Here is a 26,124-nt window from a genome sequence, read left to right as displayed (position 1 = left end):
TTACTTCCGCTCCCATACTTCGAAAGTATAGGGCCATGCATGCTTTTCGTTTGCCGTAAAATCCTGGAAGGATGTTCTCTCCCATTTTTGGGGATCAAGTTCCGGGAAATAAGTATCGGCATCATTGAATACTGCATGAACGCGGGTAAGATAAACTTTATTTGCCATAGGCAATGCTTCACGGTAGATTTCTCCGCCACCGGCTATCAGCACTTCTTTATAGTCGTGTTGTTGAGAGAAGAAAATAGCATCGCTGAGGCTGGTAGTAGTGATCACTTTTTCTTTCTGCCAGTTCTTCTGCCGGGTTACCACAATATTCACTCTGCCGGGGAGTGGTTCGCCGGAAAGCGATTCAAAAGTTTTACGCCCCATGACAACGGGCATTCCCCAGGTCATATTTTTGAAATAGCGCAGATCATCGGGCAGGCGCCATAACAACTCGTTGTTCTTACCTATCGCGTTATTGGTTGCTGCGGCAACAATTAAGGTTATCTGCATAATTTCCTGGCTTTTCTAAACGGCTACTGGTGCTTTAATATGCGGGTGGCTCTGGTAGTTCTCCAGGGTAAAATCGTCATATGTAAAGTCGAAAATATTTTTCACTGCAGGGTTCAGCTTCATCACCGGTAATGGATATGGTTCACGTGTAAGCTGAAGGCGTGCCTGTTCCAGGTGGTTGCTGTATAAGTGCACGTCGCCGAAAGTATGAACGAAATCACCGGGCTGCAGATCGCAAACCTGTGCTATCATTAAAGTAAGTAAGGCATACGAGGCGATGTTAAACGGCACCCCCAGGAATACATCGGCGCTGCGCTGGTAAAGCTGGCAGCTTAATTTGCCTTCCGCCACATAAAACTGGAAAAGTGCGTGACAGGGGCTCAACGCCATTTGCGGTAATTCGGCTACGTTCCATGCACTTACCACCAGGCGGCGGCTATCCGGGTTCTTTTTGATCTGGGCGATGACATCGGAGATCTGGTCTATGGTTTCACCATTGGCACCGGTCCAGCTACGCCATTGTTTACCATAAACGGGTCCGAGGTTACCGTTTTCATCGGCCCATTCATCCCATATGCGGACGCCGTTATCGGAGAGATATTGAATATTGGTATCGCCTTTCAGGAACCAGAGGAGTTCATGAATAATACTTTTAAGATGTAATTTCTTTGTTGTCACAAGCGGAAAACCATCCTGAAGATTAAACCGCATCTGGTAGCCAAAACAACTTGTGGTGCCTGTGCCTGTGCGATCGGTTTTAGATACCCCTGTATCGAGGATATGATTCAATAACTGTAGATACTGCTGCATACTGCAAGTTAGCTTGAAATCGGGAAATCCCGAGCGGCGTTTTCCCAGAAACAGCTCCCTAGACAAGGAGCCGTTTTAAATATACATGAGAAAACTAACGAGAATAATCAAGGTTTACCCCCCTTGAACTGTTGCAAAATTGCACTACAATAACAACAATATTTACGGTGAAATCACCCTAAATAATCCGTTTTTTCACGGGTAACATTTTAGCGGCGCAATATTATCTTTATCGCAACTTAATGATCCACCACAACCACTGTTATGCGTGTTAACCACAACCATCTGCCGGGGAAACTCAAGTATCAATTATTGCAAACGCAATTAGAGATACAGCATGAAAAACTAAGGGATGCCAGCAGCATGCTCTTCAACAGCATCGGCCAGTCGTTAGTATGTATAAGACTGGGGCTGCTGCGCGCTGCACAGCAATATTCCGATACCGAACTGGCACAAAGCTCGCTGCAGCTGGCTGAGATCATTAGAGACCTGCGTACGCTAAACAACAGCCTTGATCCCGAAGACATACTAAAGAAGGGTATTACGGCAGCGCTGGCGGCGGAGCTGGATAAAATAAAGAAATACACATGCATTCATACCGGCCTGCAGCAGACCGGGAAACCATTTGAGTTAAACAGGGAAGCAACTTTCCTGGTGTTCCGGATGCTGCAGGAATGTATGCACCTGGCCGCGGAGCATACACAACCCGTTCATTTGCTGTTAAGTGTTTTATATACGCCTGATTTTGTTATATTCAGTCTGAAAGATGACGGCCGCTTTACAAATGAACCGCCACCGTTGGAGAACAGGCAATTCCTGCATTTACTTGAAGAAAGGGCCCGGTCGGCTAACGCTGTTTTAAAAGCCGCCTATACACCTGAGTATGGGTCGCATGTAACTATTAAATTATCAAAGATAACATGACAACCATAGCGATAGCTGACGACCATATCCTGTTAAGAAAAGCCCTGGTAACGCTTATAAATGAGTTCGATTCCTGCCAGGTAATTATTGAAGCCTCGAACGGGCAGGAGCTCATTGAACAACTGCAGCAGGCAAAAACACTTCCCAAGGTGGCTATACTGGATATTAATATGCCTGTTATGGACGGGCATGTTACCGCCACGCACCTTGCCCGCACCTACCCTGCCATTCATACCTTATCGCTATCGATGTTGAATGATGAAGCCAATGTATTGAAAATGCTTCAGGCAGGTGTGAAGGGTTATGTTTTAAAAGAATGTCATCCCGACGAGCTCAACGATGCCATCAACCATGTTGCCAAGGGGGAGTATTTTATCAATGAGTTGATGACGATGCAAATAGGCAAACGCCTGTCGGTGATGCAACAGCCTCAGCCAGTAAGCAGCAGGGAGCCCGCAATATCGTTAACCGATAAGGAAAAGGAATTCCTGCAGTGGTCGATCACCGACCTTACCTATAAAGAAATTGCGACACGCATGTGTATTAGTCCGCGTACGGTAGACAGTTACCGCGACACCCTGTTTGAAAAGCTTCAGTTGAAGAGCCGGGTAGGCCTTGCTATCTATGCCATCAAGAATAACCTGGTTACCTTGTAATAAAGAGTGGATCACAGATGGTAGAATGGCAAGTCGGTTTGTCACAAATACTAAAAAGCTTACCAGCATAAGGCAATAAAAAGACGATGGCACATAAATAAATTAGCCGCCGGGAGTTGATTAAACGGGTATCCTTCTTCGTCAGGGATCCGAATAAAAAGAGTCCGTATCATAAGTGCGATACGGACTCTTTTTATTATGAATTTAGTTTGAAGGCTCGGCAGGCACCCCGTTTTTATTTAGGCTTTGCCTTTCCTGCGCTTCAGTTCTGTTGTAAGCAGGTTCAGTTCACGTCCTGTTTGTCCGCTTACGCTGGTATTTTCCTGCGCTCTCCGCATGAGATAGGGAATGACTTCACGGATAGGTCCGAAAGGCAGGTATTTGCTCACTTTGCAACCTGCTTTAGCCAGGTTGAAGGTGATGTTATCGCTCATTCCGTATAATTGTGAGAAGTGCACATGCGGGTGGCTGATGGGCAAGCCTTTCTGTTCAAGCAGCGTTACCGCCATTTGCGTGCTGGCCTCGTTATGTGTAGCTATAACGGTAGCGATCTTGTCGATATTATCGATGCAGAAACCTACTGCCTGGTCGTAGTCCCTGTCGGAGCTTTCCTTATCGGGCTGGATAGGAGAAGGATAACTTTTCTGGCTGGCACGCGCTCTTTCTTTCTCCATATAAGCGCCTCTTACGAGTTTTACGCCAAGGGAGAAACCTTGCTGTTGTGCAATTTTGAACGACATTTTCAGGAAGTTAAGCCTGTCGTGCCTGTAGAGCTGAATGGTATTATATACTACTGTTTTTTCAGTATTAAATATTTCCATCATCTCCATTGCGAGCCGATCGATAGGGTCCTGGATCCAGCTTTCTTCGGCGTCAACCAGCACGCCGATACCGCATTCGGAAGCCACTTCGCAGATACGGGCCATACGTACCCTTACTTTATCCCATTCGTCATTTTCGGCTTCATGATCATGAATACCGCTTCTGAGCCTGGGTGCATCATTGAGGATCTGCAACAGGGCAAACCTGCCGAGTGCAGTGACCTTTACGCTTATAAAGGGAATATTCTTTTGTGATGCAGCGTACTTGATAACCCTGATAAACTCGAGCGTTGCTCTTTCAAAGTCTTCTTCAGACTCTTTTCCTTCAACGCCATAATCGAGTATTACCTGAACGTTATACTTATCAAGCATACGTGCTGTTTCGGCCGTATCCTGGAGGGTTTCGCCACCAACGAATTGTTTGAAGATGGTTTTCCTGATAATACCATCGATAGGCAGCCCCGTTTTCATGAGGAACGGTGTAAACTTAGCCCCCAGTGTTGCCACAAAAGGGTAATGCATGGTTTGAAACAACCATTTTGCTGCTTTTAACTCTTTATCCGATTTATAATCGAAGGCCACGCTTGTGTTATCAAAAGTAATACTCATACTAACGACTGTTCTGGCGCGAAGATCGGCAGAGATAAGGATAGTAAAAAATAGAAGGGGTAAAAAATTTAAAACTATAAAGAGAACACCCGGATTTAAGGGGCTGGTGGTTCGGCCACAGCCCCTATTTCGGCATATTCGAAGAACTGTGCTTTCCGTAAAGGCTGGATGGGTTTCTGTTTGTACTCGCTCCATACCTTGGTGAATGCTGCGCCGAAATAAAGGATCATGGAAGAATAGAATACAAACAGCAGCAGCAGCACCAGCGCCGCCGATGCACCGAAGATAACGCCGAGGCCGGTATCGGGAAGGGCCCGTTTAAGCACCACCTTACCAACGGTAAACAGGAGACTGGTGACCAGGGCGCCTGCTATCGCTATTTTCCAGGAAGGGCGTCCATCGGGCAAATAGCGGAATAAAACGGCGAACCATGCGGTAACGATCAATACAGATACAACCTGGGCGAGGATATTATTCATTATATCGGCCAGGAGTGGCGATAGTTCGTGCAGGTAATTACCCATGATGGCCTGGATACTTTCGGCCAGCGCTCCCGCCAGGAACAGCACACCTGCAAGCAGGATGACTATAAGCGAACGGAACCTGTCTTCCAGCGTGGCTTTAAAACTGCGTTTCGGCACGCGGATCATCCACAGCTGGTTAAAGGAGGCTTTTATGACTTTAAATAAGGTGGTGGCTACGAAGATCATAAACAGGAAGCCTCCTATGGCTATAGGCCAGTTATAGGCAAGCCCCCGGAAGCCACGGAGGGTTGTTACCACCTGCATGGCGCTGTTCTTGCCTACGAGTTCTTCTATTTTATGATAGAGGTTTACGCTAAGTTCCTTTCTGTTGAAGAGCAGGCCAAAGATCTGGGTAAGGATGATAAGAATAGGAGGAAGTGCAAAGCTGGTAAAGAAAGCAGTGGCGCCAGCCAGCCGCAACGGGTCGTTGGAGATGAGCAGTTGGGCAGCCTGTTTGAGGACATTCCAATGGTCAGAAAAAAAACTTTTTCGCGTCATGCTTAACTATTATCGGTTATCAGGGCCAAAATTGTGCCCTTCCGCTTAATTTTAAACTTTAAAGGATACAATGGAAGACTATATTATCAATGTTGGCCAGATAGAAGAAATGCAAATGATCAAGGACATTCCGGGTCTGGACCGCATTTTTAACAAAGCGAAAATAACGATTATTGGCGGAGGCAAAGTTGTGCTGGTACGCAAACAGTTAGGAGGTTCTGTCGAAAAGTTCGACGAGTACTCCAATGCCGCAGACTTTGAATCGTACAAGGCGAATGTATACAAATACCTCATATAACTTACCTTTGCGTCATGGACGCACATAAGGTAGGCAATCGTTTTATACTCATTCTGATCTTAGGTTTACTCGCTGCAATTGGTCCTTTTTCGATAGACATGTACCTCCCCGCTTTCCCTGCTATTGCAAAAAGTTTGAATACTTCTATAGAAAAAGTACAGCTTTCCCTTTCCAGTTTCTTCATAGGAATTTCGGTTGGCCAGCTTGCATACGGGCCATTACTTGACCGTTACGGCCGCAAGGTGCCTATGTATTTCGGTATTATCATTTACCTGCTGGCAAGCGTAGGTTGTGCGGTAGCGGGCAATGCAGACCTGTTGATCGTATTACGTTTTGTACAGGCGCTGGGTGCCTGTGTAGGTATTGTGGGCTCAAGGGCCATGATCCGTGATCTGTTTCCTGTAAAGGAAAGCGCCAAAATGTTTTCGCTGTTACTGCTGGTGATAGCTGTTTCTCCGATGATAGCGCCAACAGTGGGCGGCATAGTTACCACTACACTTGGATGGCATTCGGTATTTGTGATCCTGGCGGTGGTAGCCCTGCTGATATGCCTGGCTATGCATTTCTTCCTGCCTGAAAGCCGGAAGCCCGATCCCGCGTTTTCACTGAAACCCAAACCTATTCTCACCAACTTTTATTCCGTTATAAAAGAGCCGCAGTTTTACACTTATGCCATAGCAGGTTGTATAGGTGCGGCAGGGCAATATGCGTTTATTGCAGGATCACCTTATGTGGTGATGGAATATTTTGGTGTAAGCGAGCAGTACTACGGATGGATCTTCGCTTTCAATATCGCCGGACTGATCGGTTTCAGCCAACTTAATGGGATTTTGCTAAAACGTTACTCCAGCCAGCAACTGATCTTTTCTCTTCAGCCTGTGCAGGCGCTGATAGCTGTTACTGCGCTTGCAGGCGCTTATTTCGGCTGGCTGAACTTACCGCTGCTTTGTATGCTTATGTTTGCGTTTTTAAGTCTGCAAGGCATTTTATTTCCCAATGCTTCGGCATTAAGCATAGCACCTTTTCATAATAATGCCGGCAGCGCCTCTGCATTGCTGGGCGCTTTTCAAATGGGCTTCGGCGCGCTTTCTTCCGCTTCTATTACTTTATTCAAAAGTCATAACGCAGTGCCAATGACCGCTGTTATAGCCACCTGCAGCTGTATAAGCGTAGCCATCTTACTGGTAGCACAGTACAGGATAAAAAATAATATGTCTACACTGGCTATGGATTAATGAGACGTTCATTCCCAATACAATTGAATATCATCGATGGCAGAAAGCGGTCTGCTGCCACTACCTGAAGTTGCCGTTAGCACAACAATTCTTATCCATACCCTTGAAGCACGATTATCAACAGCAGGAGGAAGCACCGCAGAAAATGTTGTTTTACCGAAATTACCGCCGCCAGTTCCGAGGTTACCAGCTGGCAGTACAGTGAAAGCTACAGGTTTTGCACCTATAGCGTAATCGATGTTCCAGTTGGCGATTCTGCTTATAGAAGCATCCAGCGACTGCAATACACCTTGTATGCCGATATTCTTTTTACCAAGCGTATTGTTGATGAGGAACACGAAGGCCACACCTTTATCTGTTGCAGCAACCTGCCGTACCCCCAATGCCCTGTTCATAGTAGCCAATTGAACAGATGCACTTGCCGTAGCAGGTAAAGCCGATGCGGAGGCCAGGTTTTTAAAACCGCCGCCGCTGCTGTTCCAGCTCACCCTGGTTGTGGGCATGATCCCGATATTACCGGAATCGGTGCCTGAAGCGCCGGTGCGTACCGATACGCCAGCCGGGAGGCCTTCCGCCAGATCATCGAAATTAATTGACAAAGGTGGTGTTGCTGTTAATGCAAGGCCGCTTTCATATGGGGTGTCCAAAGTATCAGGCGGTTCTACCTCTCCCCCACCCGGAGCTGTGCATCTTGTTGCATACAGCTGCAGATCGTTCGTATCGCGTATCATCAATTGCAATACAGCGCCAAATACTGTAAAGATACCGGTAGCGCTGCCATTACCCGATGGCATGCGATCCGCTGCAAAGCTTGCGTAAGCGCTGTTTCGCAGCAGTACACTATCGCCGTTGCAATTACGGAGCGGCACACTTCGGGCCTGCAAAGCAGTGCTGATGGCATAGGTGGAGGCAGTATCTCCGGCATCCAGCTGCATGTTCTCGAGCCTGATAAGCGTATTCTGGTAACGGTTCAGCCTGTTCTTTGTTAGCAACGCAGGTGTAACAACCAACGGCTCCGGCATATTATTCAGGCTTCCTTTTATAAGATAGCGGCTACATAATGAGGCAGGAATACCTGCCAATGATAAATCGTTGGGATTAGATTGGCCGATACCCGCACCCAGTTGCATGAGTCCTCTGTAATCGAACAGCAACAAGCCTTTTGCTTTTACGAACACGCGCCTGCCTACAGGATAGTTGTTATACAGATCGAGCGCATTAATGCAAAGCGCGATACCACCGCTTGTATCCTGGATCACTATTGTTTTATAGAAATTCCCGGTTCTGTCGTCGGCCACCACAATGCCCGATATTATCGCATCCACAGTAACCTCGCTGAATTTCCCCGGGTAGGTATGCATTTCCTTTAATGCGCGGATAGAATGAGTAGCCGTAATATCCGGTTCGGGATAATCGCCGGGCAGCTCAAATGACGGCCTGCACCCCGCTGTAATAAGGCAATAAATCAATTGCAGGCATGCAGTCAATTGTAAAGCAATGCTCTTCTTTTTCATTTTATCTGATTTATGTTAAGCATATAACCAGCTATACATTTCAACTAATGCATAACCAGATATACTGCTGAACCAATTAAAAATTCATATAATAAAGCAGATTCCAATATGATGCGTCATCTGCCAGCAAAACCAGGGTAAGATCCGGCAATTACCCCGCTGGATGTACCAGGGGTTGATATACTATGGCAGCTTTTTAAAAACGCAGCATCACACTTAGCCTGCACTGTACCCCGGGTGCATAGCGGCTTTTAGCAGCGAAGCTGGTTTGAAGCTGTTGTGCATTCTCAAAGCGCAGCTGTTCAAAGCTATCCGCCACCAATGTTTTATTGTTTGACAGGTTGATCATATTCAGATAGATCAACAGCGAACTGTTGGCAGGTTTTCTTTTAACTATTTTTCGCTGATAACCTATGAAAGCATCTAGTGTGTATTGTGCAGCCCACAAATACTGGCTGGTAATTTGTTTATAATCTTCCGAGCCGGCATCAAGCTGGTCTAATGCCTCGGGAGAGCGCCGCAAAGGGTTTAAGGGCATCCATTGATCACGGAAGAAGTTAGCCGCCACATTAAGCCACCAGCCTTCGGGTGCGCGATAACTGACCGTTATATTGCCAGCCTGTTGCGGCGTCCCCCCTATTCTGAAACCGTTGGTGAACACAGTGGTACGGTTCAGCAGGGTAGCATTATTATCCATGGTAATAACGGCACGCTGCCGGCCTTTATAGAAATATTGTCCTGCAAAGGAGGCCAGTTGTAATGATAGTTCCGGCAACAGTTTATACTCCACAAAGGCTTCGATGCCGTTATGAATTGTATGGATACGATCCAGTGAGTAATTCACCAGGCTATTGTATTCGTCGTGGTAAAAAGAATATTGTTGCATGCCATTGAAGAACGCGGTATAATAGGCTGCTATCCTGCATTTGAACCGGGCAGTATTCAGCACATATTCTATTTCCAGTGCCTTTGTAACAGCCGCCACAGTTGAATCACGCACATCATGGCGGGTACGGGGCGACAGATACACCTGGCCCGCCGAAGGCGCATTTTTCATCAATGCCGTGTGAAGCAACAGATACTGCCTGCCGCTGATCTTCCAGGTAACCCCCGTTTTGAAGGCATACTCGCTGAAACCATATCCGGGGCCGGGGCCATAGGAATTCAGCGGAAACAAGCCATTACGCATATGGCCGGTTCTCGCAAACCCGGCTACGCCATAGAAGGCGGAGAAAAAAGCATCACATTTTTTGAACTGGCTTTTCCATTGGAATACAGCATGGTGCTTATACAAGTTCAGCTCATAATCATATCCCCATATATCGCCTTGCCGGAGGTGCTGGTCAGGCATTTCCAGGTTATACTGCCGTGCGTTGTTGTTGCCGGGAAAATCGCGTTCTGCAAACTGGTTGATGTTAACATAGTAAGCAGCCCCCAGTAAATCGCTCACCTGTTTGTAATAGCGACTTCGCTGCCAGCGGGCGCTCACTCCCAGTTCAAAAGACATTTCACTATTGCTTCTGAATGTAAAGTAAGCTGCTCCGCCATATCGCTTTGTATCGGTGCACCTGTCTTCCAGGATATAAGAAGCGCGTCCGTCAGGGTTGGTTCTGTTGATGCGGTACATGCCAGCCCAGTTTATCTGCCGTGTTTCCGGGTTAACAGCCCAGTCTCTTTTAACCTGTTCCTGTAACGCTACTGTCAACTGGTACGAGGGCAGGTACCGATAGTAATCAGGACGCGGGTCGGCAGCGCGATACCAGTCCAAAGCACCGTATTTGTTATCATCATTCATACTGGCAGCTGTGACAGTTGCAGATAGTTTGGGAGAAAGACATCCGTTATAGGAAAGCATTTTTAATTGCTGGTGCATAATATAAACATTTGCATTTCTTGGCTTGCCCTCCTGCAGCCCCCAGCAGGGATTATAATAAGGATCACCTGTTATTTCTTTAGCCTCGCGGGTTGTAGCCGCTTGACCTGCCTGTTGCGAGCTGGTTATAACATATAACAGGTTCAGCGAGTGCCGTTCTGCTATCCGCTTTTCTGCACCGGCATAAAAACCGGCGCTGCTATGATAGGAGCCGGGATAATAACCAGAAGAAAATGGTTTTAGGTTCACAGCCGTTGCAAAGGACCAGCCGGAACGATTTATTCCTGAAGACTGCGCCAGCTGCAAACGGTGCCATCCATTATTATTGGCAAGGCTGTACCCCAACGCTGCTTGTTTAGACAAACCTGAAGGGCGGGCTGTTAAGCACTGTGCACCCGCAACGCCACCAAATGAAGCGCTGCTATAGTCCAATCCCTGCGCCTCTTCCCGGTTCCTATAGAGGGTTAACAATAGTGTGGTTATATTCCAGGGAGGCAGGGCTCTGTCCAGGCTATTTAATATAAAACCATTTAGTGTATAATCGGAAAGCGCCGCAGCATACCCCCTGCGCCTGAATCGCAGCGGTGTGAGATGAAATGCAACGACAGCCGTAAATGGATTGAGGGAAGAAGATAACAGAGAAGGAACTGCTGTATTGTTATTTATACCTGCCTGTTCCTGGTCTGCGTCCAGCATGATCAAAGGAAGCAATGTATCGATTGAGATATGCTGGCTGGTATCCTGCTGGCAAAAGCTATTGCAAGACAGCAACAGCAACAGGATAAACCTGCCGGGTTTAGGATTGGTGTTTTTCATAGTAAAAGAATAAAGAGATGCAAATTTTATAAAATAATAGATAAACAGCCCATGTTCTTTTTATTCATTCTGTTCAGCATATTCCAAAGCAGCGACTATAAACAGGATTCTATACAAAACAGAAAAGACTACGCAAAGATCTTCAACTTCAGAAAACCAGGCCTGCGCTTAAGCACAAGCCCTCCGTCAACTTATACACCCGGAAGCCTCACAGTAGGCCTCGACCTCGAAGAACTCATCAACGCATTCCGCTTCCCAAGCTTCTTTCTCACATATAACCCAACTTGTAAATCACATATCAGGCAGGTTCAATATTGCGTAAGTTTATAATTCAAATGCGCTAACATGTATTACACCTTTGAATTATTGCTTTTACTTCCTTTCTTATTCCTACTGAAGACTGCAGATACGCAGCAACAGGTTTACCAGCCTGTTGTTATCGGTTTTTATAATTGTGAGAATTTATACGACACATTGGATGACCCCAACATTTATGACGAGGAATTTCTTCCCGGAGGTGTACGCCGCTATAACAGCAGCAGATATGATCACAAGATAAGTCAGCTTGCCCGTGTCATTGCAGTTATGGGCACTACTGTAAACAAAGACGGAGCGGCTTTACTGGGCGTGGCTGAAATTGAAAATTACAATGTATTGCGGGACCTGGTACGGCATCCGCTTTTATCATCGCGGCACTACCAGATTGTACACTACGATTCGAAAGATGCGCGTGGTGTTGATGTGGGGTTGTTATACCAGCCGCAATACTTTACACCCGACAGCAGCAAAGCCCTGCCGGTGAGTTTACCTATTGACAATTACCTTTCCCCGAAAGGGGAAGTGCATCGTACCCGGGATATTTTATGGGTAAGCGGGTTGCTGAACGGGGAACGAGTCGACTGCTATGTGAATCACTGGCCCAGCCGTCTTGGTGGCGAGCGTTATAGTTTTCCATCACGCGCCGCTGCTGCAAACGTATGCCGCAGGCACAGCGACTCTGTTATGACAGCACGTCCCGGCTCAAAACTTATAGTTATGGGAGACTTCAATGACGACCCTGTCAGCCGGAGTATCACCCGTGTATTGGGAGCAGCAGGAGACCGCAGCAAAGTAGCGCCCGGGCAGCTTTACAATCCATGGCAGCAATTGTATCGCAAAGGAACAGGCACACTTGCCTACCAGGACACCTGGAGTTTATTTGACCAGATATTGATAAGTTATCCCTTTCTGTTAAAACCGCAAACGGGGTATTTCTTTTATAAAGCTGTCGTATTGCGGGAGCCGTGGATGCAGGAGCCAGCGGGCCGCTATAAGGGTTACCCTATGCGCAGCTGGGACAGGTATTCGTACCGGGGCGGATTCAGTGATCATTTCCCTGTATATATTGTACTGCTGAAAGCTGCAGGGCAGATCAGGGCAATACAATAGCAGAGAGGAAGACGTGCCGGCATTTCGCATTGCGTAAATCATTTTACCGATAACGTAACCCAATGACCGGTGTAACAAAGACCTTTGCAGTACAATCGAATGTTCCCTCATAGCAGTTTGTTTTGGTACAGGAGAGCGTCTCGGCTCATGAGACGCTCTCTCTTTTTAAGGAGGCTGTTCAAATACCTGTTCATTCGTTCCTACGTTCTCTTATGATCCTTAAGCAAAGAGCAACCATAATCTATACCATGTCCGGCATCGAATAACATTAATCCGGATAGAGATAAACAGCCATTATCTCATGGTGACACAATGAAATTCATTCCTTATCTCGACAACAATAATTCCTCTTTACATAAATGAACAAGTGGCAGGCAGCTTGAAATTTGCGGCTCATTTACATTTTATGAAACAACTGCAATTACTCGCACTTTGCATTTTTTCATTTTTCCGGATGGCTGTGGCGCAAAACACTGCACCTGCTATCAGGGGAAATGTTGTTACAAGTGACAATCAGCCCGTACCCGGTATCTCTATTCGCATTGAAGGCAGCAGCTTTGGCACCATCAGCGATGATAAGGGAGAATTCCTCTTCAAAAAATTAAAGCCCGGTACTTATCAGCTGCTGCTTTCTGCGGTAGGCATCGGCAACCAGCAACAAAGCGTACAGGTAACAGCAGGCGGCACCGCTACTGCTAAATTTATTATCCAGGAAACAGCTACCGAGCTCGAAAACGTACTGGTTAATGCCGGCCGCAGGAATAAATATGCTATTAAATCGAGCGACTATGTTGCGCGTATGCCGCTTAAAAACCTGGAGAATCCGCAGGTGTATACCACCATCTCTGCCGAACTTATCAAAGACCAGGTGATCGTCGACTATCGTGATGCATTCAGAAACGTTGCGGGCGTCAACTCCCTCGAGCAGGTTTCGAACGGCAGAACTTCTGCTTTCATCAGGGGGTTCCGTACCGGTAATTATATGCGCAACGGGCTGGTAGCTTCGCAGCTTACAGCTACTGAAGTTGCCAACCTTGAAAAAATTGAAATTATAAAAGGCCCTTCAGGAACATTGTTTGGATCTTCTTCTATTTCCTATGGCGGCGTTGTAAACAGGGTTACCAAAAAACCTTTTGAAACGGCCTCTACCGAAATAGCTTTCACAGGCGGCAGCTTTGGTTTGAACAGGATCACCGTTGATATGAACACGCCGCTTAACAAGCAAAAAACAACTTTATTCCGTTTGAACGCTGCCCGTCATTCTGCAGGCAGTTTCCAGGAGAACGGCTTCCAGACCAATTATTTCATAGCGCCCTCTTTCCAGTATAAGGTAAACGACAAGCTTACTTTATCGGCAGACATGGAATTGTATAATAACTATGGCACCAACACGGGTATTGGTTTTACTCCCAGCGCTGCTGCTTACCCCGGCATGAAGAGTTACGAAGGTTTGAACAATATCTATAAGCGTACTTTTTCTTCAGACGATCTTACTTCTACTTTAAAAGGATATACCTTTTTTGCAAAAGCAGATTATAAGATCAGCAGTCAGTGGTCTGCAAGCCTGGTATACACTTATGCAGGTGTAAACGCCAAAGACCAGTTGCAGTTCACTCCTACTTTGCTGAGGGGTGATTCTGTAAGCAGAACCGTACAGCGTTACGCGCACAGCTACTATAACAACAATGCCCAGCTGAACTTTAACGGCGACCTGAATATTGCACATATGCGGCACCGTATACTCATAGGCGGCGACATGGTGCAATCTGTAACCAACCCTACCTATATTAAAAGGTTTGTTTACGATACCGTAGCCATCAATGGTGTGGCGCCTTATATCACCCGTGACAAGATAGATCAGCGTCTTGCACAGCTTTCTCCTACCAGCGCCTTCAAAAGCAACACTTATAATTTTGGCATCTATGCATCGGATCTCGTGAACCTCACCGAAAACCTAATGGTCATGCTCGCTGTTCGTTATGACAAGGTGGATGCAAAAGGAACAACCTCGTTTATCACCAACGCAACAACGGGAGCTTATACCAAATCGACGTTTTCACCCAAGGCAGGTTTAATTTACCAGGTAGTGAAGGACAAAGTATCGGTGTTTGGCAACTATCTTAATGGATTCAACTATTCAACCAGCACTGATAAAAACGGTAAATTATTTAACCCCGAGAGGGCGAACCAATGGGAAGGCGGTGTAAAAACAGAGCTTCTCGATGGAAAGCTGGCAGCAACTATCAGCTATTATAATATCAAGGTAAGCGATAAACTGCGTACCAATCCCGATGATGTTAATTTCCAGATCCAGGATGGCACCCAGTTAAGCAAAGGACTTGAAGTAGAAGTTAATAGCAGTCCTATTCCCGGCCTCAACATTATTGCGGGCTATGCTTATAACAAAAGCGAATACACCAAATCGAACGCCAACATACAAGGCAAAACACCTGCACGTGCTCCCGGCAGCATTGCTAATGGCTGGATCAGTTACCAGTTGCAGCAAGGTGTTTTAAAGGGTCTCAGATTGGGTGCGGGTGTCAACTATCAAAGCAACAGTTGGTATGATGATGTTAATACATTCACCATTCCTGAGTTCCTGGTATTTAACAGCGTTGTTTCTTATGACTTTCCTCAATGGCGTTTATATTTCCGTTTAGATAATATCAGCAATGAAAAGTACTGGGGTCCCTGGGGTAATGCGCAGGCGCCACGCAACTTTGCGGCTGGTGTAGCGTTTAAATTTTAACAGCGGCATATGGCACAGCCTGAACAGGAGCAGGATGTGTCTCAAAAGCTTAAGTTATAATGGATGGGTTCATTGTTGTTCACAGCGAGCGTCATTCATGATCGAGTGAGGTTGTTGAGAATGGCACAAAGGCTATACGTGAGGGTTACTTTCAGTGCTCATGTATAGCCCCTTTGTATCTCTTGCGTAGCTCTATCGTATAGGTTTAAAGCGTATTTCTTCGTAGATGGAATTGTTTATGATGCGTAGTGGCTAAACAGCAAGCGAAGCGGCAGATTTATGATTGCCGGGGGCATTTTGTGGTGTGTTTTAGGGTGTTAGTGCTTTTTTGGGGGCCTGGGAAGCGTGGATATGATGATGAATTTATTGTATCGATGGAAGCAGCGGATGTTTTATATGGCAGGGTTGGGCTGCTTTTAAAGGCGGCGGAAGAGGTGTATGACAAACAAATAAACAGTTGGAAGCTGGCTGCTGAAAGGGATGCCGCTTTTCCATTGTCGATTGCGTTTGTGAATACTTTGCTGCCGGCCTCGTAAAAAACTGATGTGTTTATGATAACCCGGGCCGGCCCTTTAGCCGGCTCCGTTTGCCTGGGTTATTATACCACCTGTTGTTTATATACTTCCGGGTTGATGGCATGGGGCATTTTTTCGCCCGCCAGCGCTGCCAATATATTCCGTGCCGCTATTTCGGACATAGCGTCGCGTGTTTCCATCGTAGCCGATCCTATATGAGGTAATATGCAAACGGTGGGCATCGTCAGCAGTGGACTATCGGGCTTCATGGGTTCCGGATTGGTGACATCGAGACCAGCGCCCCAGATAGTACCGTTCTTTACGGCGGCTGTAAGATCTTCTTCGTTGTGCAGACCTCCCCGCGCCGTATTAATGAAAATAGCAGATGACTTCATCTGACTAAATGTATTGGCATTGAAAACTCCCTTTGTTTCCGGTGACAGGTTGGCATGAACCGACAGCACATCCGACTCCCGCAGCAATTCTTCAAAGGATACATAACGGGCACCGAGTTCTTTTTCAGCTACTTCGTTATGGTGCCTGTTATGATAGATGATATTCATATTATAGGCGCCAATGCTTTTTTTAGCCAGTTCCATTCCTATTCTGCCCAGGCCAAAGATGCCGAGTGTTTTGTTATTCAGCTCTATTCCAAGTCCTGCCGTAGGCTCAAAGAATCCCCATTCTCCCCTGCCGATTTTGTTGCTGAGGAAAAAAGCTTTGCGGGATACAGCCAGCATGAGCAGGAAGGCAGTGTCGGCAGTAGCGCCGCTAAGTACACCCGGCGTATTGCCTATCGCCATCCGGTATTTATTGGCGGCGGCGACGTCAACATTATCGTATCCAACAGATAATAAAGAAATGGCCTTAAGATGTTTGCACCGGGAGAAGAAAGTTTCATCGAGTTTGTTGGGGCCAACGCTCAGCAAGGCATCGTGCCTGCTGCAGGCCTCTATCAGTTCTTCCTGTGTCAGGGGTCTTTTTTCTTCGTATTGTGTGATAGTATGACCAGCATCCTTCAAAAGTTGCAATCCTTTTGCGGGGATGATACGCGTAATAAATATCTTCATATCTGTTTTGCCTCAAACAATGTACCAGAGGGGCAGCCTGCCGGGTAACGGAAAGCGAAACTGCCGCGAACCTACCAGCTGTATTATTCCAGTTACGCTACAGTGACGTTACCTGGTTACTCAACAGTAACTCCAGCCAGTTTCTTTACCGTGACTTTAGCCAGTTACTCAACAGCGGCTGCTTTTGCGGGCAGCAGGTATTTATATCCTGTTTACTTCCTGCCTTATATCCTTTTCAGTCTCCTCCAGAAGCATTCTCTTTTTCAGAGGCTGGGTTAGCTGTATTGCGGCTGTTATTATTATCCCGGTCAATAAACTCGTCCTGGATTTTAAATTGAGACTCCTGCTCTGCCATACCAGGGTAACCCTCTTTTTTGCGTGTTTTTTTGTCTTCCAGGATAGAATTGTCGCTATTGGCCTGGTTGTTTTGGTGCTGATCGAGCACTTTCTGCCCTTTTGATTTGAAGTTGTTTTCTCCGGCTGTGTCTGTTTTTTTCATGGTTTTATGTTTTATGATGGGAACTATAAAAAAGCATACCCAATTAAACAACTGTTTTTCAATGCATTGCAGAAAGAAAAAAAGATTATGCCTGCTTTTTAGCATCAGGGGCAGCTTTATGGCCATTTTGGAGGTAAGCGGTTTTATGAGAGGTAAGTAGCGATTTTGGAGGGGTGACGCGGCTATTTTGGTAAATTTGTGCTGAAAATGCATTGGAATTAACTACCTTTGCAGCCCCAATGAGAATCCTGGATTTTCGCTGGGGAGTAACAAATTTAATTTAAAAACAAAAATCAGGGTAATGAGCAATTACGAATTGATGGTGATTTTTACCCCTGTGCTTTCTGAAGACGAGTTTAAAGCGGCTCAGAAAAAGTACACTGACTTCATCACTGAAGCTGGTGGAACTATTGCGCACAGCAACCCCTGGGGTCTGAAATCACTGGCGTACCCCATCCAGAAGAAAACCACAGGTATTTACTGGGTTCTGGAATATAGTGCGCCAACCAGCTTCAATGAGAAGTTTAAGATCCAGATGTTACGCGACGAGCAAGTTATGCGTCACATGATCACTGTACTCGATAAATACGCCGTCGAGTATAATGGAAGGAAAAGAAGTGGTGTTAATACTGCAAACGAAAAAGTGGAGGCTTAATTATCATGGCAAAAGCAAATGAAATTAAATACCTGACTGCGATCAAGCAGGAGAAGCCTAAGAAGAAATTCTGCCGCTTTAAGAAATACGGTATTAAGTACATCGACTATAAAGACGTTGAATTCCTGAAGAAGTTTGTTAACGAGCAAGGTAAAATTTTACCTCGTCGTTTAACTGGTAACTCTCTGAAGTACCAGCGTAAAGTTGGCGAAGCTATTAAGAAAGCACGCCAGATGGCGCTGTTACCATACGTAACCGATCTTTTGAAATAGAACAAGGTTCAGCATTCAAATTCATTTTGAATGCTGATTCATTTAGTAACCGCCCCTAACTCCCTGAGAAAGGGAAGACAGTTGTAAAAAACTGGGCAACGGGCCGCTAAAAAAATAGCAAAATGCAAATCATTTTAATTCAAGACGTAGACAACCTGGGTGGTGCCAACGAACTGGTAACTGTGAAAAACGGTTATGCGCGTAACTACCTGATCCCTCAGAAGTTTGCAGTGGAAGCTAATCCTTCTAACCTGAAGCAATTACAGGAAAAACTGAAAGTAAAGGCTAAGAAAGAAGCTGCGATGCTGGCTGAGATCAACAAAGTAGTAGCTGTACTGAAAGAAAGCTCTGTGAAAATCGGTGCTAAAACCGGTACGAGCGGCAAGATCTTCGGTAGTGTTACCTCTTTACAGATCGCACGTGCTATCCGTGACCAGAAAGGTTACGAAATTGACCGTAAGCGTATCTCTATCGTTGACGAAGTAAAAGAATTAGGCGCTTACAAAGCATCTATTGATTTTGGTAATGGCAACGTTACTGAAGTTGAATTTGAAGTAGTAGGTGAATAATTCAATACATACTTATAAAAAGAGCCATCCCTGTTCCGGGGGTGGCTTTTTTTGTTCTGCTCAAAGCATTACTTTAGGGTATGAATAGCTGCAACAATACGATCAATGGCTAACCTGAACTATAAACATTTCACGCTTGGTGTAGAGGAAGAGTACATGGTACTTGACCCGAAGACCTATGAACTTATCAGTCACGAACAGCAGATCGTATCTGAGGGTCATAAGCTCATCAAAGACAAGATAAAGGCCGAAATGCACCAGGCCGTTGTGGAGGTGGGTACCGATATATGCAGCGATATTTCGGAAGCGCATCGTGATGTAACACATTTGCGTGAAACAGTAGCTGATGTTGCAGGGGAGCTAGGGTTCCTGGTAGGCGCCGCGGGTACACATCCGTTCAGTCACTGGCAAAGCCAGCTTATCACCGATCATGTTCGTTACAGCCAACTGGTAAATGAGTTACAGGAGGCTGCAAGAAGCAATCTCATCTTTGGTTTACATGTGCATGTAGGAATGGAGGACCGCCGTATGGCGATCCATATTGCCAATTCGGCGCGCTATTTTCTGCCGCATGTGTATGCGCTGAGTGTGAATTCCCCTTTTTGGGAGGGCAGGTTAACGGGTTATAAATCGTACCGTTCCAGGGTATTCGATAAATTTCCCCGCACCGGTATTCCGGATTATTTCGAAAGCATTGAAGCCTATGAAAACTATGTGAACCTGCTTATAAAGACGAACTGTATCGATAACGCCAAAAAGATCTGGTGGGATCTGAGGGTTCACCCCTATTTCAATACGGTAGAGTTCCGTATTTGTGATGTGCCCCTTACCGTTAACGAGACTATTGCCATTGCCGCTCTCTTCCAGGCCATTTGCGCCAAGCTTTATAAACTCAGGAGCCAGAACCTGAATTTCAATATGTACCATCGTTCGCTCATCAATGAGAATAAATGGCGTGCAAGCCGGTACGGCATAGATGGCGATCTGATAGATTTTGGCAAGGAGCAGGAAGTGAACACACGTTCTCTTATTCACGAGCTTCTCAACTTCACCGATGACGTGGCAGACCAGCTGGGCAGCCGCCCTTATCTGAATACCATTAATAAAATACTCGAGGAAGGCACCGGTGCAGACAAGCAACTTGCTGTTTATCAGCAACATAAGGATCTCGTACAGGTTACAGACTTTATTCACCGGCAATTTCTTCAATAAAATACATCGTTCCTGCTATACCCAGGGCGCTCCCATTTATTCTTAGTAGACGAGCGATAGGTTCTATCGTTCATAAACTGTCGTCCGGCATCTATTTTACCCCTTCAGGCAGCATTCCCGTATCTTTGGTCATCCATATTTCTAAACGGTCAAACTGTACTCTTTTTTGACAGAACACGAACTGATCAAGGGCTGTATTCAGCAGAATGCAGGTTGCCAGCGACAACTTTTTGAGATGTACGCTGGTAAAATGCTTTCCGTATGTATACGTTATGCTATTGACAGTGCAGAGGCCGAAGACATGCTGCAGGAGGCGTTTATCCGTGTGTTCAAATACATTCACCAGTTCAAGTTCGAGGGTTCTTTTGAAGGCTGGATGCGCCGTATTGTGGTGAATTCGGCATTGAAGGCGATACAGAAAAAGAAGATCAGTTTCCAGGAGATAAAGGAGCATGCCGATACTGCGCCCCGGATGGAACCTTATGTGTATTCGAACCTGGGGCAGGAAGACCTGCTTAAGCTTATCAATGCGTTACCTGAGGGCTACCGGCTTGTTTTCAACCTGAATGTGATAGAAGGGTATAGTCATGATGAGATAGCCGAGCTTCTGAACATCCAGGCAAGCACCAGCCGGAGCCAGCTGGTGAAGGCGCGTAAGATGTTACAAAACCAAATAGAACAACTGCAGAAAATTGCTGTATAGTTATGACAGACCACCACTTGTTTGACGATTTTGTTAGAGCGAAACTGGCCGACCACAAGGCACCGGTTCCGGGTGGGCTATGGGACAAAATAGAGGCTGCGACGGCTGCCGAGAAAAAGCGTAAAACAGGCTGGGCCCGTATTCCTGCGGCCTACCGTGCAGCAGCGCTACTTATTTTGTGTGCCGGAGCCAGCGCGCTGGTATTCTGGCCACGTCCTGAATCCGGTTCCGTTAAGCCGGGAATGACACAAAATGAAACTGCCGGTGTAAAGGTGGGGCCGCACCACTCTTCTGCTGCGGATAACCTTCATTTGAGCACACCTGAAGGAAACAATACCGCTCCTGCTCCCGACGGCGCTGTAGTTGCTGGATCTGACAACAACGCTATAGCACCTGGCATTGCTACTGAAAACAAAGCCGGCAGCGCCAATACGGTGTCCGTGCCATCTAGCAATAAACCGGCGGCTGGCTCAAGTGCAGGCAAACGCGCCAGGGTTGCCACCAATGCTGCTCCCTATGCAGGGCGACCTGGTTCTGCCGGGCAAATAGCGAATGGCAATGAAGGAATAAACAAACAAAACAGTACTATAGCAGCAGCTGGTTCGCGGCGCGATAATGCGGCAACTGGTTTGCAACGCGGGAATGCAGCAGCTGACTTGCGACGCGATAATGCGGCAACCGGTTTGCGGCGCGGTAATGCAGCAGCTGATTTGCGGCGCGGGAATGCGGCAACCGGTTTGCAGCGCGGGAATGCAGCAGCTGATTTGCAGCATGGGAATGCGGCAACTGGTTTGCAGCGTGGGAATGCAGCAAATATGCATACAGGCGGCAGTTATAACGTGCTTAACAGCGGTAGTGCAATTGAGGAGACGCAGGCTGTACCTACGGCCTTTAATTTTCTGCCGGCGGAAATGATCTCTTTGAAACGACTTTCGTTGGGCAGCAGCAACAGCCTTCGCCAGTTGCTTGACAGCAGATCGGCAATGATGCCTGTTATCCGTTGTCCCTCGGTACGCAATAGTATTCCTACCGATCTATATCTTGAAGCGTATGTTTCGCCCGATATGCCGCTGAAACAAACATCGGCTAATTATGGCGGCAGCACTTACCTGGAACGTAAAGACAGCAGCCAGCGTTTACAAACCTCCTTTACCGCAGGGGTGCGGATAAGCAAGGGGCTCACTGAAAATATTTTCCTGAAAACGGGATTGCAGTACACGCAAATAAACGAGCATTTCAACTACCGCCAGGAAAATGAAAGGAAGCAGGTAACCGTTATCACCACTCATACCATTACGCGTCCGCAGGGCGACACCGTATTGAGGGATACCAGCAGTTATGAACAAATTGGTTATTTGCAGAAACGTACCCATAACAAGTACAAAAGCATCGATATTCCTGTATTATTCAGCTACGAGTGGGGTAATGATCAATGGCGCTTTGCAGCAAACGTTGGTGCTATCGTAAACCTTCATAGCTGGTATGCGGGAGAGTTGCTGGATACATCGTTCCAGGCGGTATCGATAAAGAAGGATAACAATGAGGTTTATAAAAGCAATATAGGGCTTGGACTGTATGCGGGTTTCAGCATCATAAAACCTGTGGCAGAGCGTATGGACCTGTTTGCTGAGCCTTATTTCCGGTATAATTTAAGCGATATGACCAAACCGGGGCAATCGTTTAACCAGCGTTTACATAATGCGGGGTTATCGTTGGGCATCCGTTATCGTTTAAACGGGGGGCAGCGCTTTTAGTGCAAAAAGTATCTGAGATATTAGAAAGTTTATTACGCGGATAGATTCCGTTATTTGAAATGATGATGTAGCATGAAACGTATCGCAGCGTATATATTAACGGCATTATGTTTTTCTTCCTGCATGAAGTCCAGTGTTTCGGACTCGTTTGTGCCTTACCCGGATTCGGATACGGCGTGGATACGCTCTGTATCGGGGCGTATTGCCAATGCAGCTGATAGTTTATTTGGCGTGGCCAATCCGGAGGTAGTTACCATTAATGCAAGTAAATCTGATTCTGCCTATTTTTCGGGAGGTACGCGAATTTATACCAACCCGGGGTTCTGCCAGTATTCCAACGGCAGTAATGCAGAAGGTGAAGTAAAAGTGAGTTTCCTGCAATTAAAAAAGCGGGGGGATTTTATCCGCTATGGCAAACCTGCCATGAGCGGCAGCAAGCTGCTGAACCAGATAGCGGCGCTACGGGTAATTATTACCAAAGAAGGTAATATTCTTAATATCAGCCAGCGTTCGGAGTTCAATATCCGGTTTGAGGGTGTGGCTCCTGATGAGCAGCAATCGATCTTTAGCGGCGACACTACGCGTTATAACAGGGCCAACTTTTTATGGGACGTTACTGCGGATTACGCCTCTCCTTTTGAAGAACTATTGAATCAGCAGGTACGCAAAAGCTATAGCTTTTTATGCCGTAAGACAGGCTGGATAGGGCTTGGCCGCGAGATAGGCAGCAGTAATACTACCAAGCTAACAGCAGTAGCGCCTGTTATTTTCACAAACGCGAACACTGCCGTGTTTGCAATTTTCCTCAATCATTCGACGGTGGTGCGTTTAACTCCCGACGCCGGCAGCAGGACCTTTTATGCCACGGGTATACCGGCAGGCACACCTTTGCAACTGCTGTCTATTTCAAGGATCAGCAACAACAAATTGTATGTGGGGCTTGACGCGACTATTGTTGAAAAGAACGGAGCTATCGTGAAGCTGAAACCGGAAGAGACTTCATTGAATGAACTTAACAATTTACTGGACCGACTATAAAAAAACTCCTCTATGAACATAGAGGAGTTTTTTAACCCTTAAAACAACCAACATGAAAAAAATCTTACGTTGTTATTACAACTAAAGGGATCATTTGGTTGAACCGGGGATATAATTTTTTTGTATTTGTTATACCAGGGCTATATCCAACACCTGCTGCATATTTTTAACGTAGTGGAAATCAATCCCTTTTATAAAGTCGCTGTCAATTTCCTGTACATCCTTCTGGTTCTGCCAGCACATAATAATTTCTTTGAGTCCTGCTCTTTTTGCAGCAAGTACTTTTTCCTTGATGCCACCTACCGGTAACACCTGACCTCTCAACGTGATTTCACCAGTCATTGCCAGGTAGGGTTTAACTTTCCTGCCTGTAAAAGCAGATGTTAGTGCAGTGAGCATTGTAATACCGGCGCTGGGACCATCCTTAGGCACAGCACCTTCGGGAACGTGAATATGAATGCCCCGTTTACTGAAGAGGTCTGCATCGATCTGATATTTTTTCGCATTGGCCTGCAAATAACTTAACGCTGTAGAGGCACTTTCCTTCATTACATTACCCAGGTTACCTGTGAGTTTCAGCTCTCCTTTTCCTTCACTTAAAATAGATTCGATGAAGAGGATGTCACCACCAACATAGGTCCATGCAAGTCCAACGGCCACGCCGGGCATGTTTGCAGTTTTATAGATCTCGTTGCTGTAGCGTGCAGATCCCAGGATCTTTTCAATGTCTTTGGGTGTGAGGTTTGTTTTTACTTTTTGCCTGGTAGCATATTCTTTGGCCTGGCTGCGCATGATGCTTGCCAGTTGTCTGTCGAGATCACGGACACCACTTTCGCGGGTGTAACTTTCAATGACCTTTTCGAGCACCTTATCGGCGATCTTAAAGTTTACTTTGGCCAGTCCGTGCGCTTCTTTTTGTTTAGGCAGCAGGTGCCGTTTGGCTATTTCTACCTTTTCTTCCACTGCATAACCGCTGAGATCGATGATCTCGAGCCTGTCGCGCAAAGCGGGCTGGATGGACTGCAGGTTGTTGGCTGTTGCAATGAACAGGACCTTGCTGAGGTCGTATTCTAGTTCGAGGTAGTTATCGTAGAAGGTATTGTTTTGTTCGGGATCGAGCACTTCGAGCAGGGCTGAAGAGGGATCGCCGCGGAAGTCGTTACCAATTTTATCGATCTCGTCGAGGATCATTACCGGGTTGGAGGATTTTACCTTACGAATGTTCTGAAGGATCCTGCCGGGCATAGCGCCTATATAGGTTTTACGGTGGCCGCGGATCTCACTTTCGTCATGAAGTCCGCCCAGGCTAACCCGTACATATTTTCTACCTATGGCATGTGCAATACTTTTACCCAACGAGGTTTTGCCGATACCGGGAGGGCCTACAAAGCAAAGGATGGGGCTTTTCATATCGCCTTTCAGTTTAAGAACGGCGAGGTATTCGATGATCCTTTCTTTTATTTTTCCCATTCCGTAGTGATCGGTATCGAGCACCTGGCGGGCGCGTTTAAGGTCGTAGCTGTCTTCGGTATATTCTTCCCAGGGCAGTTCGAGCATGAGGTCGAGGTGGTTGTAAACCACGGAGTAATCGGGTGTGCTGGGGTGCATACGTTCCAGCTTCTCGATACCTGATTTAAAGAGGCTTTTAGCTGCTTCGGGCCATTTTTTTGCTTCTGCCTTTTTGCGCATCTCGTTGAGTTCCCGTTCGTTGGAGTCGCCTCCGAGCTCGTCTTTAATGCTTTTCAACTGCTGTTGCAGGAAGTATTCGCGCTGCTGTTTGTCTATTTCGGTACGAGTTTTAGTCGTCACCTTGTTTTTGAGCTCGGCAAACTGCAGTTCGCGCTGGAGCAGCTCGACGAGACGCTCTGCCCTCAGTTTCACATCATCTATTTCGAGCAGCAGTTGTTTTTCGGACAGATCGCTATTGAGGTTGCTGCTTACAAAATTGATGAGGAAGGAGGGGCTTTCGATGTTACGGAGTATGATAGAAGCCTCCGTGGGCATATTGGGAGAAAGCTGGATGATCTGGGAAGCAAGGTCTTTGATGGTACTTGTGTATGCTTCAAAGTTTTCGTCGCCAGGCAATACATCGTCCTGCAGGGTTACGATATTGGCTCTGAAGTAGGGGTCTTCTTCGATGAAGCTGGTAACCTTGAAGCGTTTTTTACCCTGGATGATGATGGTAGTTCCGCCATCGGGCATTTTAATAAGCTTAACGATGCGGGCTACGGTTCCTATATCGCAGAGGTCGGCCAGTACGGGGTCTTCGATGCTGGCGTCTTTTTGCGCGAGTACGCCAATAAGTTTATCGGTTTTATAGGCATCGTTCACGGCCTTTATGCTTTTGTCACGGCCCACCGTGATAGGGAGCACTACACCCGGGAACAAAACAGTATTGCGAAGCGGCAGGAGCGCCAGTGTGTCAGGAATCTGCAGGTTTTTATCCTGCTCGTTCTCATTTTCATTAATTGGTATAATGGGAAGAAAGTCTGTATCGTCCTCGGCCCTAAGAAAGAATTGGTTATTACTCATATACTTCCGGTTCTAAAGTCAAATTGTCACCCTTCTACATAACTACAGCAGT

24 protein-coding genes are annotated in these 26,124 nt (G+C 46.5%); 15 read left to right on the top strand and 9 right to left on the bottom strand.

Features of this window, described 5'->3' with window-relative positions:
• A complete protein-coding gene (locus ESB13_RS23530; protein WP_129006533.1) occupies nucleotides 1–498 on the bottom strand; it encodes a dihydrofolate reductase in 498 nt (165 codons plus the stop codon).
• Between the two features lie 15 nt (nucleotides 499–513).
• Entirely contained in the window at nucleotides 514–1,308 is a 795-nt protein-coding gene (locus ESB13_RS23525; protein WP_129006531.1) for a thymidylate synthase, read from the bottom strand.
• Between the two features lie 264 nt (nucleotides 1,309–1,572).
• On the opposite strand from ESB13_RS23525, the gene ESB13_RS23520 reads away from it, so the two are divergent.
• Together ESB13_RS23520 and ESB13_RS23515 are read left to right on the top strand one after the other, a co-directional pair.
• A complete protein-coding gene (locus ESB13_RS23520) occupies nucleotides 1,573–2,232 on the top strand; it encodes a sensor histidine kinase (protein WP_129006529.1) in 660 nt (219 codons plus the stop codon).
• Complete coding sequence (locus ESB13_RS23515; RefSeq protein WP_129006527.1) at nucleotides 2,229–2,888, top strand: response regulator transcription factor; 660 nt, start codon at nucleotides 2,229–2,231, stop codon at nucleotides 2,886–2,888. Before ESB13_RS23520 ends, ESB13_RS23515 begins: the two co-directional genes overlap by 4 nt.
• A 239-nt stretch (nucleotides 2,889–3,127) precedes the next feature.
• Here the strand turns inward: ESB13_RS23515 and ESB13_RS23510 are convergent, their stop codons facing one another.
• On the bottom strand, nucleotides 3,128–4,318 hold the full coding sequence (locus ESB13_RS23510; protein WP_129006525.1) for a proline dehydrogenase family protein: 1,191 nt from the start codon (nucleotides 4,316–4,318) through the stop codon (nucleotides 3,128–3,130).
• 95 nt (nucleotides 4,319–4,413) lie between these two features.
• On the bottom strand, nucleotides 4,414–5,340 hold the full coding sequence (locus ESB13_RS23505; RefSeq protein ID WP_129006523.1) for a YihY/virulence factor BrkB family protein: 927 nt from the start codon (nucleotides 5,338–5,340) through the stop codon (nucleotides 4,414–4,416).
• A 70-nt stretch (nucleotides 5,341–5,410) separates the two neighbouring features.
• Here ESB13_RS23505 and ESB13_RS23500 point away from each other — a divergent pair, with 70 nt between their 5' ends.
• On the top strand, nucleotides 5,411–5,638 hold the full coding sequence (locus ESB13_RS23500) for a hypothetical protein (RefSeq protein ID WP_129006521.1): 228 nt from the start codon (nucleotides 5,411–5,413) through the stop codon (nucleotides 5,636–5,638).
• Between the two features lie 14 nt (nucleotides 5,639–5,652).
• Nucleotides 5,653–6,873, top strand: a complete 1,221-nt coding sequence (locus ESB13_RS23495) for a multidrug effflux MFS transporter (protein WP_129006519.1) — start codon at nucleotides 5,653–5,655, stop codon at nucleotides 6,871–6,873.
• An 8-nt stretch (nucleotides 6,874–6,881) separates the two neighbouring features.
• On the opposite strand, the gene ESB13_RS23490 is transcribed toward ESB13_RS23495, so the two are convergent.
• Complete coding sequence (locus ESB13_RS23490) at nucleotides 6,882–8,387, bottom strand: DUF5689 domain-containing protein (RefSeq protein ID WP_129006517.1); 1,506 nt, start codon at nucleotides 8,385–8,387, stop codon at nucleotides 6,882–6,884.
• A 196-nt stretch (nucleotides 8,388–8,583) separates the two neighbouring features.
• Entirely contained in the window at nucleotides 8,584–11,076 is a 2,493-nt protein-coding gene (locus ESB13_RS23485) for a TonB-dependent receptor (protein WP_129006515.1), read from the bottom strand.
• A 51-nt stretch (nucleotides 11,077–11,127) separates the two neighbouring features.
• Between ESB13_RS23485 and ESB13_RS23480 the strand changes: the two genes are divergently transcribed.
• From ESB13_RS23480 to ESB13_RS23465, 4 genes are all read left to right on the top strand, one after another.
• Nucleotides 11,128–11,406: a hypothetical protein gene (locus ESB13_RS23480; protein WP_129006513.1), complete on the top strand. Its 279-nt coding sequence runs from the start codon at nucleotides 11,128–11,130 to the stop codon at nucleotides 11,404–11,406.
• Nucleotides 11,407–11,421: 15 nt separating this feature from the next.
• Nucleotides 11,422–12,504: an endonuclease/exonuclease/phosphatase family protein gene (locus ESB13_RS23475; RefSeq protein WP_129006511.1), complete on the top strand. Its 1,083-nt coding sequence runs from the start codon at nucleotides 11,422–11,424 to the stop codon at nucleotides 12,502–12,504.
• A 406-nt stretch (nucleotides 12,505–12,910) separates the two neighbouring features.
• Complete coding sequence (locus ESB13_RS23470) at nucleotides 12,911–15,253, top strand: TonB-dependent receptor (RefSeq protein WP_129006509.1); 2,343 nt, start codon at nucleotides 12,911–12,913, stop codon at nucleotides 15,251–15,253.
• Between the two features lie 248 nt (nucleotides 15,254–15,501).
• Complete coding sequence (locus ESB13_RS23465; protein WP_129006507.1) at nucleotides 15,502–15,789, top strand: hypothetical protein; 288 nt, start codon at nucleotides 15,502–15,504, stop codon at nucleotides 15,787–15,789.
• Between the two features lie 62 nt (nucleotides 15,790–15,851).
• On the opposite strand, the gene ESB13_RS23460 is transcribed toward ESB13_RS23465, so the two are convergent.
• The gene (locus ESB13_RS23460) at nucleotides 15,852–16,838 is read right to left on the bottom strand and encodes a 2-hydroxyacid dehydrogenase (RefSeq protein ID WP_129006505.1); all 987 of its coding nucleotides are present in this window, start codon (nucleotides 16,836–16,838) and stop codon (nucleotides 15,852–15,854) included.
• Between the two features lie 235 nt (nucleotides 16,839–17,073).
• The gene (locus ESB13_RS23455; protein ID WP_129006503.1) at nucleotides 17,074–17,337 is read right to left on the bottom strand and encodes a hypothetical protein; all 264 of its coding nucleotides are present in this window, start codon (nucleotides 17,335–17,337) and stop codon (nucleotides 17,074–17,076) included.
• A gap of 301 nt (nucleotides 17,338–17,638) precedes the next feature.
• Here ESB13_RS23455 and rpsF point away from each other — a divergent pair, with 301 nt between their 5' ends.
• From rpsF to ESB13_RS23420, 7 genes are all read left to right on the top strand, one after another.
• On the top strand, nucleotides 17,639–17,992 hold the full coding sequence (rpsF, locus tag ESB13_RS23450; protein ID WP_129006501.1) for a 30S ribosomal protein S6: 354 nt from the start codon (nucleotides 17,639–17,641) through the stop codon (nucleotides 17,990–17,992).
• A 5-nt stretch (nucleotides 17,993–17,997) separates the two neighbouring features.
• The gene (gene rpsR / locus ESB13_RS23445; RefSeq protein ID WP_076382480.1) at nucleotides 17,998–18,264 is read left to right on the top strand and encodes a 30S ribosomal protein S18; all 267 of its coding nucleotides are present in this window, start codon (nucleotides 17,998–18,000) and stop codon (nucleotides 18,262–18,264) included.
• Between the two features lie 122 nt (nucleotides 18,265–18,386).
• Nucleotides 18,387–18,833 (top strand): 50S ribosomal protein L9, encoded by a 447-nt coding sequence (gene rplI / locus ESB13_RS23440; RefSeq protein ID WP_129006499.1) that lies wholly within the window; start codon nucleotides 18,387–18,389, stop codon nucleotides 18,831–18,833.
• Nucleotides 18,834–18,938: 105 nt separating this feature from the next.
• Entirely contained in the window at nucleotides 18,939–20,045 is a 1,107-nt protein-coding gene (locus tag ESB13_RS23435; RefSeq protein WP_129006497.1) for a carboxylate-amine ligase, read from the top strand.
• Between the two features lie 166 nt (nucleotides 20,046–20,211).
• Entirely contained in the window at nucleotides 20,212–20,748 is a 537-nt protein-coding gene (locus ESB13_RS23430; RefSeq protein ID WP_129006495.1) for an RNA polymerase sigma factor, read from the top strand.
• Between the two features lie 2 nt (nucleotides 20,749–20,750).
• Complete coding sequence (locus ESB13_RS23425; protein WP_129006493.1) at nucleotides 20,751–22,502, top strand: outer membrane beta-barrel protein; 1,752 nt, start codon at nucleotides 20,751–20,753, stop codon at nucleotides 22,500–22,502.
• A 123-nt stretch (nucleotides 22,503–22,625) separates the two neighbouring features.
• Nucleotides 22,626–23,540, top strand: coding sequence for a hypothetical protein (locus ESB13_RS23420; protein WP_129006491.1), 915 nt, complete (start codon nucleotides 22,626–22,628; stop codon nucleotides 23,538–23,540).
• Nucleotides 23,541–23,669: 129 nt separating this feature from the next.
• Here the strand turns inward: ESB13_RS23420 and lon are convergent, their stop codons facing one another.
• A complete protein-coding gene (gene lon / locus ESB13_RS23415) occupies nucleotides 23,670–26,072 on the bottom strand; it encodes an endopeptidase La (RefSeq protein WP_129006489.1) in 2,403 nt (800 codons plus the stop codon).
• Nucleotides 26,073–26,124: the final 52 nt, after the last annotated feature.

The sequence above is a fragment of the Filimonas effusa genome (assembly GCF_004118675.1).
Lineage (GTDB): Bacteria > Bacteroidota > Bacteroidia > Chitinophagales > Chitinophagaceae > Filimonas > Filimonas effusa.
This window is presented reverse-complemented; position numbering and strand designations above follow the sequence as displayed.

Bases quoted from the DNA above. Each gene is read 5' to 3' on its own strand.
- ESB13_RS23490 (WP_129006517.1), bottom strand. From the start codon at position 8,387: ATGAAAAAGAAGAGCATTGCTTTACAATTGACTGCATGCCTGCAATTG.
- ESB13_RS23495 (WP_129006519.1), top strand. From the start codon at position 5,653: ATGGACGCACATAAGGTAGGCAATCGTTTTATACTCATTCTGATCTTA.
- ESB13_RS23425 (WP_129006493.1), top strand. From the start codon at position 20,751: ATGACAGACCACCACTTGTTTGACGATTTTGTTAGAGCGAAACTGGCC.
- ESB13_RS23460 (WP_129006505.1), bottom strand. From the start codon at position 16,838: ATGAAGATATTTATTACGCGTATCATCCCCGCAAAAGGATTGCAACTT.
- ESB13_RS23530 (WP_129006533.1), bottom strand. From the start codon at position 498: ATGCAGATAACCTTAATTGTTGCCGCAGCAACCAATAACGCGATAGGT.
- ESB13_RS23435 (WP_129006497.1), top strand. From the start codon at position 18,939: ATGGCTAACCTGAACTATAAACATTTCACGCTTGGTGTAGAGGAAGAG.
- rpsR (WP_076382480.1), top strand. From the start codon at position 17,998: ATGGCAAAAGCAAATGAAATTAAATACCTGACTGCGATCAAGCAGGAG.
- rplI (WP_129006499.1), top strand. From the start codon at position 18,387: ATGCAAATCATTTTAATTCAAGACGTAGACAACCTGGGTGGTGCCAAC.
- ESB13_RS23485 (WP_129006515.1), bottom strand. From the start codon at position 11,076: ATGAAAAACACCAATCCTAAACCCGGCAGGTTTATCCTGTTGCTGTTG.
- ESB13_RS23480 (WP_129006513.1), top strand. From the start codon at position 11,128: ATGTTCTTTTTATTCATTCTGTTCAGCATATTCCAAAGCAGCGACTAT.
- ESB13_RS23455 (WP_129006503.1), bottom strand. From the start codon at position 17,337: ATGAAAAAAACAGACACAGCCGGAGAAAACAACTTCAAATCAAAAGGG.
- lon (WP_129006489.1), bottom strand. From the start codon at position 26,072: ATGAGTAATAACCAATTCTTTCTTAGGGCCGAGGACGATACAGACTTT.
- ESB13_RS23505 (WP_129006523.1), bottom strand. From the start codon at position 5,340: ATGACGCGAAAAAGTTTTTTTTCTGACCATTGGAATGTCCTCAAACAG.
- ESB13_RS23520 (WP_129006529.1), top strand. From the start codon at position 1,573: ATGCGTGTTAACCACAACCATCTGCCGGGGAAACTCAAGTATCAATTA.
- ESB13_RS23470 (WP_129006509.1), top strand. From the start codon at position 12,911: ATGAAACAACTGCAATTACTCGCACTTTGCATTTTTTCATTTTTCCGG.
- ESB13_RS23525 (WP_129006531.1), bottom strand. From the start codon at position 1,308: ATGCAGCAGTATCTACAGTTATTGAATCATATCCTCGATACAGGGGTA.
- rpsF (WP_129006501.1), top strand. From the start codon at position 17,639: ATGAGCAATTACGAATTGATGGTGATTTTTACCCCTGTGCTTTCTGAA.
- ESB13_RS23475 (WP_129006511.1), top strand. From the start codon at position 11,422: ATGTATTACACCTTTGAATTATTGCTTTTACTTCCTTTCTTATTCCTA.
- ESB13_RS23500 (WP_129006521.1), top strand. From the start codon at position 5,411: ATGGAAGACTATATTATCAATGTTGGCCAGATAGAAGAAATGCAAATG.
- ESB13_RS23420 (WP_129006491.1), top strand. From the start codon at position 22,626: ATGAAGTCCAGTGTTTCGGACTCGTTTGTGCCTTACCCGGATTCGGAT.
- ESB13_RS23515 (WP_129006527.1), top strand. From the start codon at position 2,229: ATGACAACCATAGCGATAGCTGACGACCATATCCTGTTAAGAAAAGCC.
- ESB13_RS23510 (WP_129006525.1), bottom strand. From the start codon at position 4,318: ATGAGTATTACTTTTGATAACACAAGCGTGGCCTTCGATTATAAATCG.